15 protein-coding genes are annotated in these 14,898 nt (G+C 46.9%); 3 read left to right on the forward strand and 12 right to left on the reverse strand.

The window, feature by feature from the left end:
- Positions 1-131: 131 nt before the first annotated feature.
- From Q4488_RS04190 to Q4488_RS04200, 3 genes are all read left to right on the forward strand, one after another.
- The gene (locus tag Q4488_RS04190; RefSeq protein WP_303579209.1) at positions 132-1,298 is read left to right on the forward strand and encodes a GNAT family N-acetyltransferase; all 1,167 of its coding nucleotides are present in this window, start codon (positions 132-134) and stop codon (positions 1,296-1,298) included.
- A gap of 310 nt (positions 1,299-1,608) precedes the next feature.
- Complete coding sequence (locus tag Q4488_RS04195; protein WP_303579210.1) at positions 1,609-1,890, forward strand: hypothetical protein; 282 nt, start codon at positions 1,609-1,611, stop codon at positions 1,888-1,890.
- Positions 1,891-2,073: 183 nt separating this feature from the next.
- Positions 2,074-3,225 carry a GGDEF domain-containing protein gene (locus Q4488_RS04200; protein ID WP_303579211.1) on the forward strand — a complete coding sequence of 384 codons (1,152 nt, stop codon included), beginning with the start codon at positions 2,074-2,076 and terminating at the stop codon, positions 3,223-3,225.
- On the opposite strand, the gene Q4488_RS04205 is transcribed toward Q4488_RS04200, so the two are convergent.
- From Q4488_RS04205 to Q4488_RS04260, 12 genes are all read right to left on the reverse strand, one after another.
- On the reverse strand, positions 3,222-3,770 hold the full coding sequence (locus Q4488_RS04205; protein WP_303579212.1) for a hemerythrin domain-containing protein: 549 nt from the start codon (positions 3,768-3,770) through the stop codon (positions 3,222-3,224). The two genes, Q4488_RS04200 and Q4488_RS04205, sit on opposite strands and share 4 nt — an antisense overlap.
- A 76-nt stretch (positions 3,771-3,846) precedes the next feature.
- On the reverse strand, positions 3,847-4,449 hold the full coding sequence (locus tag Q4488_RS04210; RefSeq protein WP_303579213.1) for an HAD family hydrolase: 603 nt from the start codon (positions 4,447-4,449) through the stop codon (positions 3,847-3,849).
- Positions 4,442-5,257: a helix-turn-helix domain-containing protein gene (locus Q4488_RS04215; RefSeq protein WP_303579214.1), complete on the reverse strand. Its 816-nt coding sequence runs from the start codon at positions 5,255-5,257 to the stop codon at positions 4,442-4,444. The genes Q4488_RS04210 and Q4488_RS04215 overlap by 8 nt, the downstream gene beginning before the upstream one ends.
- A 16-nt stretch (positions 5,258-5,273) precedes the next feature.
- Entirely contained in the window at positions 5,274-5,660 is a 387-nt protein-coding gene (locus Q4488_RS04220) for a hypothetical protein (RefSeq protein ID WP_303579215.1), read from the reverse strand.
- Between the two features lie 40 nt (positions 5,661-5,700).
- A complete protein-coding gene (pepN, locus tag Q4488_RS04225; RefSeq protein ID WP_303579216.1) occupies positions 5,701-8,346 on the reverse strand; it encodes an aminopeptidase N in 2,646 nt (881 codons plus the stop codon).
- Positions 8,347-8,462: 116 nt separating this feature from the next.
- Complete coding sequence (locus Q4488_RS04230) at positions 8,463-9,290, reverse strand: DUF2797 domain-containing protein (protein WP_303579217.1); 828 nt, start codon at positions 9,288-9,290, stop codon at positions 8,463-8,465.
- Entirely contained in the window at positions 9,290-9,556 is a 267-nt protein-coding gene (locus Q4488_RS04235; protein ID WP_303579218.1) for a YeaC family protein, read from the reverse strand. The genes Q4488_RS04230 and Q4488_RS04235 overlap by 1 nt, the downstream gene beginning before the upstream one ends.
- Before the next feature lie 74 nt (positions 9,557-9,630).
- Positions 9,631-10,473, reverse strand: coding sequence for a rhomboid family intramembrane serine protease (locus Q4488_RS04240; protein WP_303579219.1), 843 nt, complete (start codon positions 10,471-10,473; stop codon positions 9,631-9,633).
- A 27-nt stretch (positions 10,474-10,500) separates the two neighbouring features.
- Complete coding sequence (locus Q4488_RS04245; protein ID WP_303579226.1) at positions 10,501-11,475, reverse strand: metallophosphoesterase; 975 nt, start codon at positions 11,473-11,475, stop codon at positions 10,501-10,503.
- A gap of 11 nt (positions 11,476-11,486) precedes the next feature.
- The gene (locus tag Q4488_RS04250) at positions 11,487-12,368 is read right to left on the reverse strand and encodes an NAD(+) kinase (protein ID WP_303579220.1); all 882 of its coding nucleotides are present in this window, start codon (positions 12,366-12,368) and stop codon (positions 11,487-11,489) included.
- Between the two features lie 117 nt (positions 12,369-12,485).
- Positions 12,486-13,418 carry a 1-aminocyclopropane-1-carboxylate deaminase/D-cysteine desulfhydrase gene (locus tag Q4488_RS04255; protein ID WP_303579221.1) on the reverse strand — a complete coding sequence of 311 codons (933 nt, stop codon included), beginning with the start codon at positions 13,416-13,418 and terminating at the stop codon, positions 12,486-12,488.
- 191 nt (positions 13,419-13,609) lie between these two features.
- A complete protein-coding gene (locus tag Q4488_RS04260; protein ID WP_303579222.1) occupies positions 13,610-14,518 on the reverse strand; it encodes a sensor domain-containing diguanylate cyclase in 909 nt (302 codons plus the stop codon).
- Positions 14,519-14,898: the final 380 nt, after the last annotated feature.

Genomic DNA, 14,898 nt, shown 5'->3' on the forward strand with positions numbered 1-14,898 from the left:
TATGATAGGGCTAATGCACGGCGACGTGATGTTGCCAAGTCGCTTATTGCTGCCGGCCATACATTAAAATTTAATGCTTTATTATCGGCTAGTTAGATAATAAATACGAGATCTGAACAGTATAGGACAATATGCCACAATTCAATTTTTATAGCGCTATCGAACAGATTGGCGCAGCTTGCTGGAACAGCCTATGCACCACCCAGTACCCTTTTTTACGCTATGAATACCTCTATGCATTAGAACATTCGGGTAGCGTGTCGCCCAACACCGGCTGGCAACCTTGCCACCTGGTTGTTAGTGAAGCAGATCAAACCATCGCCATTATGCCGCTTTATCTTAAAAGTCACTCTTACGGCGAGTATGTGTTTGATTGGAGCTGGGCCGATGCTTACCAACGTCATGGTCTTGAATACTACCCTAAACTCGTCACCGCCATCCCATTCACGCCCTGCTACGGGCCTCGACTCATGCTACAGCGCGACCTCAATGAAGCGGCGCAACAAGCGCTCACGGAGCAGGTTTTAGCCGCTATCATGCAGCTTGCATCTCAATACCACGCCTCCGGCTGGCACGGCCTGTTTATCAGCGATACGCTACTGAATAAGAGTCAACAGCCACAACTGAATTATCGTCTAGGCACTCAATACCACTGGTTTAACCGTGATTATCACTGTTTTGACGATTTTCTGGCCACCTTCAGTTCCCGAAAACGTAAAAACCTACGCAAAGAACGCAATAAAATCATCGCCCATAATATTCAGCATCGATTCATCAGTGGCACCCAACTCACCGATACCATGCTCGGTCAGTTTTATCAGTTTTACCAAACCACCTATCTCAAACGCGGTCGTCAGGGTTATCTAAACGAAGCGTTCTTCCACTTGCTACGCGATAACTTGGCAGATCAGCTACATATCTGTTTTGCCTATGATCTAAACCAGAGTGATACCGATGCCGTCGCGGGCGCGCTTTTTTTTGAGGGTGATGACACACTCTATGGCCGCTACTGGGGTGCGTTAGCCGAGTATGATAGCCTGCACTTCGAAACCTGTTACTATCAAGGCATTGAATATTGCATTCGCCATCAACTGCAGCGATTTGATCCCGGCGCACAGGGCGAACACAAGGTGCAACGAGGCTTCGAGCCGATTGAAACATGGTCGGCTCATTGGTTAGCGCAGCCTGAATTTCAGCAAGCAGTGCAACAATTTACGGCCGAGGAAGCTGAGCTGGTCTATCAAGAAATGGACCGACTTCGAGATCGACTGCCATTCAAAACCACTGATAACGGTTAACCGTTAATCATTATGTACGCCTTAAATAGCGTTACTTGCCATAGCCTCATTATCATCTCTCCTCATCCGCGGCCTGATAATCTTGACGTAGAGATCGCGCCGCGAGACTCAAACAATAAAAACACGCCTCTCATGAGATACATCAAACAATCAACAGCCTGATCAAAAAGCAGCCAATCAACCGCCAATAAAATTAGTCATATGCCAATCTATTGCTAAAATGATTAGCAGGCGGGAGTACATATTTGACATATGAGCCTTTGCTCCTTCAGACGAATGAGCAGCACTACAATAATAAGGGGGTTATAAGATGTTAACCTACGAAGAATGCCTCGAACTAAGCGATCTAACCGAAGACGAAGTTGAGGCAATAGCGGAGCATGAGCATACCGACCCAATCATCGCGATGGCAATGGGGCATTACCTATGTTGTCATCAAGGTGAAAGCAAAGTGAAAAAGATTATTCTTGAAGATATCGCCAAGGCTCAACGCAGAGGAGATACCAAACACGAGAAGGTCCTGCGTCGTGTGCTCGCACATTTTATCAAGACGCATCCTGACCATCTAAATAAGATAGCCAAGGTCAGTTAGGCAACGCAAAAATCACTGCCCAACGCGGGCAGTTTTTTGCTTTTTCAGCGCCCTATTTCAACATGCCGACTCAAGCTTGAGTCATAGGCGGTGGTTTTTTATTTCCTTTTTCACAACATTCTCCTTCATTAATATCACTCATTGCCGATAACGTTTGCATAATAGGCGTAAAACAGACGTGATATGGAATCGCTAAAACGAGAGAACAATGACCTAAAACGGTCGCTTAGATTGCTGACCCATAAAACAAAACAGAATGAGACTGTATTACAGTCATTTTTTGATATGGAAATACGCCTGCTCGGCTGTCATCAGCTGGCCGAACTTTTAGACTTAATTTTGCTGGAGTTCAAGCAGCACTTCCATCTCACCGCCGTCAATTTAATTCTCTTCGATCCAGAGCAAGCAGCGCGCGGGCTACTCGATGATGACACATCACAAGCGACATGCAGCCTCCGCTTTGTTGACAATCACCGACTCCTAAAAAGTCTATTTCCTAACGCGACACTCAGATTTGGTCAACTAAGCCCGCCAATAAACAGCATCGCATTTCCGAACACTCCGTCTATTCACAGTAGCGCCCTACTCCCCCTGATACGTCATAATTGCCTGATTGGCAGCTTACATCTCGGCAGCAATGATCCCTCTCGATATAGTGACGAGATTAACTACGATTACCTCGAGCATCTCGCATCGGTGATCGCAGTGTGTATTGAGAACTGTATCAATCAGCAAAATTTGAAGCGCTTGAGCACTATCGATATGCTCACCAAAGTTCATAACCGTCGCGCTTTTGATCAAGAACTGCTTAAAGAACTTTCCCGAGTCTCACGCCTGAAAATACAATTAAGTTGTCTGTTCATTGATCTAGACTATTTCAAGCTTGTGAATGATAACTTTGGCCATCAAATAGGCGATCGGGTACTTCAATCCATCGGCTTGCTATTGAAACAAAATCTGCGCAAAACGGACTTTGTCGCCCGTTACGGTGGTGAGGAGTTTGCCATTCTTCTGCCCAACTGTAGTATGGAAAAAACCCTCCAAATCAGTGAGCAGTTACGCAAAAAAATCGCCAACATGGTGATGCATAATGATGACCACCTCCCTTTCAGAATTAGTGCATCTATTGGTTGCACTCACTGCACCCCGATCAATACCACTACGGATGATCTGAACGCACAAGCACATGCATTATTAAAAGCCGCCGATGCAGCGGTCTATGCGGCCAAGGAAAAAGGCAGAAATCGGATTGAGTACCGAGACCTGCCTGATCGACAAGCATCACTATGGCGTCATGCTAATAGACTGACGAGCTCATCTTTAATGGATAACTAGTGCATATCCCTCAGTAGCTCGGTGTAGAGATCAATGTAACGTTGTTTCTGTTTCTCACCAAACAGAGGATCATCCATGATCGGTAATTCTAACGCCAGCTTGTCCCACTGCTCATCGGTGGCGACATCCTCTAGCAGAGGGAAAAGCGTCCCCTCTTCCAGATTAAGGTGCTCAATCTGCGCATTGAGAAAAGCCTCTAACTTAGCCGTAAACTGATCCATTGGCACCACGGCATCAGTCAACACACACTCAACCGCTTCGATCACATCATTGCTACGCTGTTTAAGCTGCTGATGATCTTCGATACAACGGACAATAGCCTCGTCTAGCTCCGGACACCCAGCTCCTTTAAACATCTCATACATTTGATCTTCACAAGGATGATGATAAGCATCGGCATAACAACTAATGTAATCAACCGCATCGGCTAGCAATAAAAAGTTTGGCATCTCGCCTCGCTTCAGCTCTTCCAGCTTATTACTCAGCACCGCTAGCAGTTTATTTAGATTGACATGATCCTGATGTAAATCGCTCAATATCGTCATAGTAATCTCCTCTCGAATAATCACACTATACTCGAGACTTCTTAACCAATCTTGACTAGCATCAAGCAACCGTACTTCAAGGTATTAACAATTGGTGTAACTCCGCCAGCGTATCCACCTTTAAATCCGTCAGTTTCGGCCATGCACGATCAGCTCGATGATCAACATGAATAGTCGCCACCCCAGCGGCTCGACCGACCTCTAGATCAAAACGGAAATCGCCCACCATCACCGCTTGATCACTATTCGCCTGCCACTGATCCAGTAACAGATGAATACCCTGAGGGTTCGGCTTAGCCAACGCATCATCTCGGCCCAGAACGGCAGCAGGATCAAAGAGTGAACCTACGCCAATAACATCTAAACAGCGCAAGGCAACGTCACGTTTATTACGCGTTAAAATACCTAAACAACAACCTCGCTCACCTAGCCAAGTTAGAAATGCGTTAACGCCGACCGCAGGCTGAACCATATCGGCGTAAAAATATTCCCACTCATCGAGTTGACGATTGAGTAACTGCTGCTCCGCCTTCGAATGCGCGGCAATGGTAGCCAAAATATCACAACCCGCCGGCAATCCAAGCTCAGCCCGAATACGCTCAAAATCATGAACCGGCTGTGTTAACGTTCCATCTAGATCGAAGATCCAATAATCAATTTCACGCAGATATTCAATCATCTTTGTCTTCTTCATGTGCGTCAAGGCTATCGGTAAGCTGATCCAAGCGGCGATAAAAATCGCGCATCATCTCTCGACCGCTCGGATTGCCGTTTTGCGCCATTAGCAACACTTCCAGACCGGCAATACTGTCTTGCGAATCACGCAGCGCCTGCAGCATATTTCGTGAGCGCTTCTTGGCACTATCCGTCATTTGATCAACACGAGCCAGCATTCGCCGAACCTGACTATCAAGCTCATCCAGATGAGTCACAAGATGCACCATACCTGCCCCAAAAGCGTGATCCATTTGCCCCAAGCGCTGCTCTAACTGAGCAACCGCTTCTCGAAAGCGACTCAGAAACAGTTCGCCCTCACGATCCATAAACATCGCCAGCAACTCTTCAGGATAAAGCGCTCTGGAACGCGCATCGGCGCGAATGGCATATTCACCCCGTTGAGTACAATAAGGACGTTTATTACCTGGGGCTATTTCGAGACGAAAAAAAGGCTTACGACTGATATTTTCAATCACTAACTCTATATCGACAATGGGATAACAATCGGTCGATTTATTAATCAAACTGAGCCTAGCGCCATCATCGACATCACAACCCACGATACGACCTCGCTGCACTCCATCGGGACTCGTATACTCATCGACACCCACTAAAATAGCGCCTCCTTGAGCGGAATTAGCAAATGACACGAGATCGCGACTTTTTATACCACTGATTTCACGCTTAAAATCGACATCAACCCCTTCAGGCTTAGCCAACAGGCTTTTGGCCCGCTGACTCACACCACGGTATTCACGCCGCACAGACATCTGCGTCTCTCACTACTCAGGCGTAGCTTTCATCAGCAAATGGATCGATTGGCTGCGCCAAGACATGATCTTCACGAAAATAGAGAATCCGTCCTTCGAACGTTAAACCTTTTGATGAAAACCAGCGCAGCACTTCTTCACGCCCTTCATCCACCTGAAAACGCTGATACCAAGCCGAGCCGATACGATAGAAATAAAGCCCGAACAGTCCGGCGGCGACACCAAAGAAAAACTCTGAACCTAAGCCGAATAACAGCGTAATAACGCCGGCAATCCAAACCCGGCTTGCTTGAGCCTTCTTTAGGGAATTAAACGCATCATCATACTGATCTTGATATTTAAGATAGCGACGATAGTTTTGTTGTAATTCAAATTTATCTTGTTCGGGGATAGTTCTGTCCATTTTATTACCCTTTCTCTACAGGCATACGTTTACAAAGCCCTTAATCAACTAGACTTTTACTCAATACTTCATACACATCACGGGACAAATCACCACTCTGATCGATGCGCTGCAATTCTGCCTTCATCATTGCGCCGCGTTCGGCGGAATATTTCTTCCACCGCGTTAATGGCGTCAGCAACCGTGAAGCAATCTGCGGATTCTGCTTATCTAACACAATAATCTGATCTGCCAAGAAACGGTAGCCACTACCATCCGCATGATGGAAATTTAGCATATTCTGGGCACAAAAAACGGATACCAGCGAACGAATTTTATTCGGATTCGAGGCATCATAAGCGGCATGCTGCTGCAAAGCTTTCACCTTGGCTAACGCGCCTGACTTTGGATCACTCGCCTGCACCGCCAACCACTGATTCACCACCAACGATTCGGCTTGCCAACGTTGATAAAAACTCGCCAACACTTCAGCCGCCTCATCCTCGAAACAGGAATGCGCAATCAGGGTTAACGCCGCCTGACTGTCCGTCATATTATCCGCCAGCTTAAACTGCTGTAAGGCTAACTCAAGATACGCCGGCTCCTCTGTCGCCATCAGATACGATAGCGCCAGATTTTTAAGGCTTCGACGCGCCACTGATTGCGCATCCGGGCTATATTTTTGCGTTGTATTATTTGCTTGATAAATGTTCAGAAACAGCGGTGCTAGCCCCATTGCAATCTCATCGCGAACAAAACGTCGCACTCGATAGATAGCATCGACATCAATCTCATCGGCCAACTCACTTAAATAAGCTTCAGAAGGCAGCGTCAGTATTTTAGCGACCATCGCCTTATCCAAACGCGTATCACTCAACACTTGTCGGTAAGCATCGAGCAGCGCAGGATCAAGCACTAACTCGCGCCCCTGCTGATGATCAACAATCAACTCGCTCATGATATCCACTGCCAACTGCTGAGCCGCATTCCAGCGATTAAAACCATCGCTATCATGCTGCATCAGAAAAATCAGCTGTGCGCGGCTGTATGGGAACGTCAGCTTTACCGGCGCGGAAAAATCTCGTAACAATGATGCAATAGGCTCTTGCGGAATATTATCAAAGACAAAACTCTGCTGTGTAGCGACAAGCTCCAACACTTCGGTCGTGCGACCGTCCTTCAAAGGAATATCATTTCCTTGAGCATCCAACAGACCGACCGATATTGGAATCAGAAACGGCTGTTTGGTTGCCATATCCGCCGTGGCAGGACAGCGCTGATGCATATGCAATGTATAGCGCTGCTGAGCCGCATCATACTCACCGGTCACCGCTACCTGCGGAGTGCCTGCCTGACTATACCAAAACTTAAAGCGACTCAAGTCACGACCCGACACATCGGCCATCGCCTGAACGAAATCATCGGTCGTCACTGCTTGTCCATCATGACGGTCAAAATAAAGATCAGCACCCTGACGGAAAGTCTCCGCCCCCAGCAAGGTATGCAGCATGCGCACCACCTCACAGCCTTTTTCATAAACCGTCAAGGTGTAAAAGTTAGAAATCTCAATAAAAGACGCTGGACGCACCGGATGCGCCATCGGCCCGGCATCTTCCGCAAACTGCGCAGTACGCAGTAATGTAACATCCTCTATCCGCTTCACCGTGCGTGAGTTCATATCCGCCGAGAACTGCGAATCACGAAATACCGTGAAACCCTCTTTTAAACTCAACTGAAACCAATCACGACAGGTGACTCGATTACCCGACCAGTTATGGAAGTATTCATGCGCCACAACCCCTTCAACCCGCTGAAAACCAGCATCCACGGTTGTTTCTGGGTGTGCCAGCACACAGGAGGTATTAAAGATATTGAGACCTTTATTCTCCATTGCGCCCATATTAAAGAAATCGACGGCAACAATCATGAAGGTATCCAGATCGTATTCCCGACCATAAACCTGTTCATCCCACTGCATCGATTGTTTCAGCGAGGTCATCGCATAATCAAGCTTATCAAGGTCTTTCGTTTCAGCGAATATTTTTAACGAAACATGACGTCCCGACGCCGTGGTAAAGCGATCTTCAATACATTCAAGATCACCCGCTACCAAGGCAAACAGATAGGCCGGTTTGGGGAACGGATCCTGCCATTTAACCCAATGACGACCATCATCTTCATCTCCCGCATCAACGTTATTACCATTGGATAACAACACCGGGTAACGTTGCTTATCCGCCACCACCGTGGTTTCAAACAGCGCCATGACATCAGGCCGATCTTGATAGAAGGTAATCCGTCGAAAACCTTCGGCTTCACACTGCGTACAAAACATACCATCGGATTTATACAAACCCTCAAGCGCCGTGTTATTTTGCGGTTCAATACGGGTGATACATTCTAAGGTGAAATGATCAGGCAGATTGGCAATCATCAGTTGCTCACCACTACGCTGATAATCTTTATCACTCAAGACTTCACCATCGATACTCAGACGCTGCAGCTCTAATGATTCATGACCATCAAGCACCAATGGGTGTTGCCGATTGGAGCTAGCGGGATTACGCGCATAGCGTACCTGAGAACGAACCAACGCCTGCTCCTCTTCAAGCTCAAAACGCAGCTCTGTCTGCTCCACCAAAAATGCAGGAACTTCATAGTCCTTTAAATAGATAACACTTGGCTGTTGGGTAACGGACTGATTCATTCTCTCACCTTGTCATAATATTCACACTGTTAACAGTGCATACGCCTTTAAGCGCTCCGGATAACGCTTGGAGCATAGCCATGCTTAAAAACGATACACCTTAATCACAACCTATCTCAACCACAAAACTCTATCTGATACGCGGTGAACTTTCTCAGGTTAATCACACCACTATCGAGTAGCAGATATTGCCCTTTAATACCCTGCAAAACCCCTTCAACCACGGGATTTTTATCGAAATTAAAACTTGTTATTTTACTCGGATATGTCAACACCGGAAACTTCAGCGATAACACCTCAGCGTCGGGTAATCGCTGAATGGCCTGTAAACCAAAGCGGTCTTCCAACTCGACTAAACCTGGCTGACATAATTGCAGCAAACGATCTCGTTCTGCGTAAAGGTCAACACTCTCCACCTGACCCTTTAACATCGCCCGCCAATTGGTTTTATCCGTTACGTGTTCAGCAAAGACGCGCTCGGCTAACCCCGATTGAAAACGCGTATCGACTCTGAGTATTGGCAACGCCTGAATCGCTCCCTGATCGATCCAGCGAGTCGGTATCTGCGTACCACGAGTAATTCCCACCTTAACACCGGAAGAGTTAGCTAGATAAACATAGTGGCTCTGAAAGCAGAACTGCTCTCCCCAAGAGGGATCTCGACAAGTGCCCTGATCATAATGACACTTCTCAGGACTCATAATACAGAGATCGCATTGTGGCAATTTTTTGAAGCAAGGATAGCAATATCCCTGCGCAAAACTTTTATTCGTCTTGCGACCACAATGAGTACAATTAATCTGGCCTTGATAAGTCAGTTTAATCGGCTTACCTAAATAGCTATTGAGATCAATTAGCTGATCATCTAACTTTAATTGATAACGTACCTGTGGGCCAATATCGGCCGGCATTTTCACCAATGCCCCTTGTACAATAACGTCCATCAATTATTGTTCAGTATTTTGAGAACCTGAGGTTCAAGTGGATCGGAGCCATGCTGACTGCCATCTTGCTTGGTACGGTTGATATAACCAGTACGCTCATGCTCGGGCAACTTCGTCTGATCATAAGCGATAACCGCACGCAAACTTGTTTGCCGTTGTTCCGGACTTAGCCGATCGCCATTAGGCCACTTACCCAATTCAACGGCCCGCTTCAGACTTTGATAAACCGCTGGGGTCATCGTTTCAATCATTTTTTCAAAATTCATTCATCATCTCCACAATCGGTCGATATATTATCACACAGAACAGCGGCAGCTAGACGACTAAACGCAGCCGAGCATCAATGTTTTAATAACCTCACCAGCGGCACGGCAGCCAGTCCTGCCACCAGCCCGACCAGATGCGCCGTGTTAGCGATAGAACCCAAACCGAAACTTTCCAACGCGCCGGAAAAACCCAGCACCAACCAAAACATCATAAACCCCATGAGTGCCGGAGGCATACCTATCATGGATCTCGGCTGAAAACGATCCCAAAGCCAAGCAAAACCTAACAACGCAAAGACAAATCCAGACATGCCGCCAAACATAGGACCGCTTATCCAAAACTGTGCGATATTCGATATCAATGCAGAAAACAAAAATAAGCCCAATAAAATAGGCCAGCCCAACAACAGCTCAATACGTCGCCCCACCACCCAGACCCACAGCAAGTTAAACAAAATATGCGGCAGATTAAAGTGCATAAAAGCTGGGGTAAAAAAGCGCCAGAGCTCACCACTACTCAAGGTTCTCCACAACTCATGAGAATAATAAATCTTATTCCCCTGCACTTGAAATTCCACAATAGTAAACCAGCCCATCAGCTGAACATTTTCACCCAGCGACACAGCCAAGGTGATGATGACACTCACGAAGATAAGCGACAGACTCAACCAAGCATTTAACAACTGCGAACCCGCCCGCTGCACACCGGAACGCTGTACCTGCAACCCAGAGAGATCCTCCCCCTGCTGCCACCGCTGATACAGTGCGGTAATTTGCTCAACATCGACACTATCAGGCACTAATAGCAGCTGTTCACCCTGCTGCTCTAACACCCGATGTGGGATTTTGTGCTGCCAGAGTATCGCCGTAAAACCGGCTAAATTCTGATCTAAAGCAACTCGAAAAACTTCATTCATAATAATTTGATGCTGCTCATATGGTGTTCATATCGCATCATTAATTTCCTTTAAAACATCGACCCAAATAAACTTTTTCGGATCGATGGTCGTTTCCTGATCTAACCGGTAAGCCACCAACTTACCGAACTTAACTGCACTATAGTCGATACACGCGATATTACGCGCCAAAGGTTTGGGCTCTCCATCGCACCAATAATGGCCAATAAAGAGTAACGGCTCATCAACACCATAATAGAGTAAGTCTTGGTAATCTTGCGAACTCAAGCGTCGCCGAGCAACGTGTTCAGGCAATGGATCGGGCTGAAATACAACATCAACATAATATTCAGGCTTTTCCGCCCAGAATTTGGTACGAAAAAAGCGCCGCTTATAGCCATCCTTGCTCACCATCATCTCATCATTAGGCAGCTTCAAGTGTGTACCACGCAACAAACGATCCATGGTTTCCCATTCGAGCGTCCCTTCGTGCGCTGAACGATGCAGATAGTTATCATCAATCTGATTACCTCCCTGCGTGTCGATGAAACGCTGGATATGCTGGGCTGACCAACAGGCATGTACCACCCGAAACTGATCGTCATCCAGAAACAGAGGCATGCCTTTGATCCATTGCAAAAACTCTTTCTGCTCTTGCGGATAATTAGCTAATTGCTCAAGCGTGGCATTCAAGATACGTTGATGTCGTTGATTATGAACTCTAAGATACGGCATACCCGATCCAGGTAAGCCAGGGGTCAGATAGGATAAATAATTAAACTCATGATTGCCCATAACGATCTGAGCGTGACCCGCATCGACCATATCGCGAACAATATGCAGCGCTTCCCGAATCCGCGGCCCACGATCAACGATATCACCGAGAAATATAGCCTGACGATGCGGATGCTGGTAAATGCCTTTTTGTCGTCGGTAGCCCAGTTTGTGCAGCAATAATTTAAGCGATAAGGCACATCCATGCACATCACCGATTAAATCGTAACCTTGATAAGCGCTCACCATAGACACCCCAGCTATCCGCCCAGCCTCGTTGCCCAACCCAGCTTTTCCCGACACGTCTGATAAAAATTATGGCTCAGCGGATGCAGTAGTTTCAACTTATGGGGTTTCTTATGAATCGTAATGGTATCTCCTGGGGCGCAGTTAATATGCTTCTGTCCATCACAACTAATCGTCGGGTAAGTTTCATTGTTATCACTAATCACTAATTTAAGCTCACTATTACCATCAACAACAATGGGACGACTCGACAATGTATGCGGAAACATCGGCACCAACACTAATGCATCAAGGCGAGGATGCATAATAGGGCCGCCACCGGATAGGGCATAGGCCGTCGACCCCGTGGGCGTAGCAACAATCAAACCATCCGAACGCTGAGTATAAACAAACTGCCCCTCAATATAGAGTTCAAACTGAATCATCCGAGCCGACTTACCTGGATGCAACACACAGTCATTTAATCCAGTGGACTCTCCGATAGGCTCGCCATGTCGCTTCACAAGCACATCAATGAGAAAGCGGCGATCGACCGTATACTGACCATTCAACACCTCACCGACCTTCTCTTCAATTTCAGCCGGCGATATATCCGTCAGGAAACCTAAATTACCGCGGTTAACCCCCAAGACAGGGACATTTGATTGCGCCAAATCACGTGCAGCGCCCAACAAACTGCCATCACCACCGACCACGATAACCAAATCACAAATCTCCCCCATCAAGCGAGGAGAGCTGGTTTGCTGCCCATGTCCTGGCATTACCGCCGCAATTTTTTGATCCAGAATAGGCGTTAACCCCTGTTCATCAAGAAAGCGAATCAGATGTTTCAGGGTATCAATAACCTTGGTACTACCTAGACGCCCGATCAAACCAATATTACGAAAGTTATCCATTATCACTCCACTGAAACCTTTTGATTGTCAGACAACTATAGCTAGCCGATTGTTTTATAACATTATACTCATATTTATAACGCCCCCGTTACCCTAACAACACTCGCCAACTCGTGACTAAGATAATTTTTTGCGCAACGCCGCTTGCATGCCCCTCAACCCCTGCATGCCGCCACTATGAATCAGCATAATTCGACTACCTCGAGAAAACTCGCCCGCCGCTAACCGTTGCAATAAAGCCAACAAAGCCTTCCCCGTATACACCGGCTCTAATTCGATACCACTACATTGCGTAAATTGCTGCATTGCCAGCGCCAAGCGAGATGACACCTTAGCATACCCTCCCTCATGACAATCGAGCGCCAACGACCAACCTCCCGGATCATCGATGCCCGCCTGCGTTAATAGCTGACGAATATCATGGTAGAGAAATTCACCGCCTTTCAATGCCGATACGCCCAGCAAATCAACATCACTGGGTTTACTCGCAATCAAGCCCGCCAGTGTTCCCCCTGTACCACAGGCACTACAGATCAGATCATAATCATGAGTATTGAACAGCGACATAATCTCCCGACATCCTGCAATCACCCACTCTCCCGAGCCGCCTTCAGGTAAACAATGAAACTCTCCATACGCCTGCTCTAGCCAAGCCAGAAAAGCGTCATCCTGTTTATTGCGATACTGCGAGCGAGAAACAAATTCAAGCTGCATCCCCCACCGCTCTGCGTCCTGCAATGTTGGCGACAGCATCGCTGAACGCTCACCACGAATAACCCCAATGGTGTCGATGCCCCGTTCAAACCCGGCATAAGCTAACGCGTGAATATGATTTGACCACGCACCACCAAAGCTAACAACACGCCGACAAGACGATGCCTCAACCGCTTGCAATGCATATTTCAGTTTAAACCACTTATTGCCACTGATCTGTGGATGGATAAGATCAAGTCGCAGCAATTCGAGCTGAACACCCGCCTGCCTGAATAGCGGCAGATCAATTATTTCAACAGGAACGGTAAGCGGTGATATCGCAGCAGAGACATTCATAAAGCGGTAATAATCCCGTTACTTGTTTGTTATCAATACAGCGCAGAATAACCACATCGATACACGACTAGGAAAATAAAATGGAAGACTACACAGAAGAGCGACGACTGGAAAGCCTCGGCGAAGAGTTCGACGATGATATGGAATACGATGATGCTGAGGAGATGTAAGCCTGCAGAGATGCCTTAAACTTAACACTGAGTCGTATCAAACGGCTTTACGCAATTTCCTCCCGCCTGCTTCGCCGCATACATCGCTATATCGGCCTTCTGCACGAAATTATCGACCGGCTCGGCACCCGAACAGGAAACCACACCCAGACTCATAGACACGTGGAAGCCTGAGTTAATCAACGAATCAGGGGAGTAACTACACTCCAAATTAAACAACTCACGCACGCGATTCGCCAGATGACACGCATCAGCCATCCCCGTGTTGGGTAGCATCAACATAAACTCATCACCACCATAACGAAAAGCCTGATCAGAATCTCTCAAGCCTTCACGCAAGACTCGACCAATCTGACGAATTATTTGATCGCCTTCGAGATGCCCCATCCTGTCATTCACCTGCTTAAAACCATCGAGATCAATACACACCAGGCTCAACTGACCGCCATAGCGCTTAATACGCATCATCTCGCTAGCCACCTGCACGTAGAAATGCCGCTGATTAAAAAGGCCACTCAAATCATCGGTAATGGATTGCTTTAATAAAGAGGTCTCTAATGCTTTCTGCCGAGTCATATCATGAAAAAAGCCGACACTGCCGCGATATCGCCCCGCCCTCATCAGCGCCGCCGCAGACAAGCGGATAGGCACTCTTGCACGCTGACTATTCAGGACATAGGTTTCATAACCTTCAATTCTACCCGCACCATATAGCTGATCACCCATCATCAGCCTCATGATTTTCCTAGCTTCACTATTGTTAGGGTAAATCTGACGAATATTCATACTACCAACGACCGCATTCGCCTCATAGCCAAGCAGGCTCTCAGCAGAACGGTTAAACACCGAGATCGTTCCGCGCCGATTAATAGCGATAACCGGGTCGGGACAGATAGCAATTAATTCAGACTGATTAATGTTCAAATGCATTTGATTAGATTCGTATCCACAGCGCTAAGTAACAAAATAAAGCAGGAACAAAAACAGCAGGAGAATATATCACATTAATCATATATACATCCGCCACAACTACTCAAAATGACATACTACTAGATAGTATAGAAGATAACCTGATTAAAACTAAGACAAACCATCATGAGCACCGACAATCAAGCACGCTATCAAAACACAGACGATAATAATGAGAAGAATAACACAGAGATAAAAAAGACACTCTAAGCACCTACCTAAGCACTCAGAAAAAGACCAGACAATAACATCACCTACTTAAAGGTGGCGGAATGGACGGGACTCGAACCCGCGACCCCCTGCGTGACAGGCAGGTATTCTAACCAACTGAACTACCACTC

Origin of the sequence: Amphritea sp. 1_MG-2023 (genome assembly GCF_030547545.1) — a bacterium.
Taxonomy (GTDB): Bacteria; Pseudomonadota; Gammaproteobacteria; order Pseudomonadales; family Balneatricaceae; genus Amphritea.